This window comes from Vibrio sp. Y176, from assembly GCF_033438945.1.
Genome location: NZ_JAWOQS010000343.1, coordinates 1 through 803, shown reverse-complemented (window position 1 = coordinate 803; position 803 = coordinate 1). Strand labels below are relative to the sequence as shown.

The 803-nt window shown below is 46.5% G+C and carries 1 pseudogene; it reads left to right on the top strand.

Features of this window, described 5'->3' with window-relative positions:
- Nucleotides 1-803, top strand: a pseudogene (locus tag R7O13_RS25965) (ATP-dependent metalloprotease); the annotation flags it as partial.

Below are 803 nucleotides of genomic sequence, written 5' to 3'. Positions count from 1 at the left end.
GCTATTTGCTGCACGTGGCAACAAACGCAATGTCTCTATGGTTGAGTTTGAGCTAGCGAAAGACAAAATCATGATGGGTGCAGAGCGCCGTTCTATGGTGATGTCAGAAGAGACCAAAGAGTCAACAGCGTACCATGAAGCAGGTCACGCGATTGTTGGCCGTTTAGTACCTGAGCATGATCCTGTGTACAAAGTGTCTATCATTCCACGTGGTCGTGCACTTGGTGTAACGATGTACTTGCCAGAACAAGACCGCGTAAGTATGTCTCGTCAGCACTTAGAGTCTATGATTTCAAGCCTGTATGGCGGTCGTCTTGCTGAAGAGCTAATTTACGGTCCTGAAAAAGTATCGACAGGTGCTTCCAACGACATTGAACGGGCGACAGATATTGCTCGTAAGATGGTGACACAATGGGGCTTCTCTGAAAAACTTGGTCCTCTACTTTATGCAGAAGATGAAGGTGAAGTATTCCTTGGTCGTAGCGTAACGCAGACTAAACACATGTCTGATGATACCGCTAAGCTGATCGATGATGAGGTTCGTCAAATCATCGACCGCAACTACGACCGTGCGAAAAAGATTTTGGAAGACAACATGGACATCATGCATGCGATGAAAGATGCGCTGATGAAGTATGAAACCATTGATGCTCGCCAAATTGATGATCTCATGGAACGTAAAGCGGAAATTCGTGAGCCAGCAGGCTGGGGTGATAACCCAATGAATAAGCCAAAGGATGACGATAAGCCTCAAGCAACGCCTGAAGTGAAAGAGGAAGAGAAAGCAACGGATTCTGCGAATG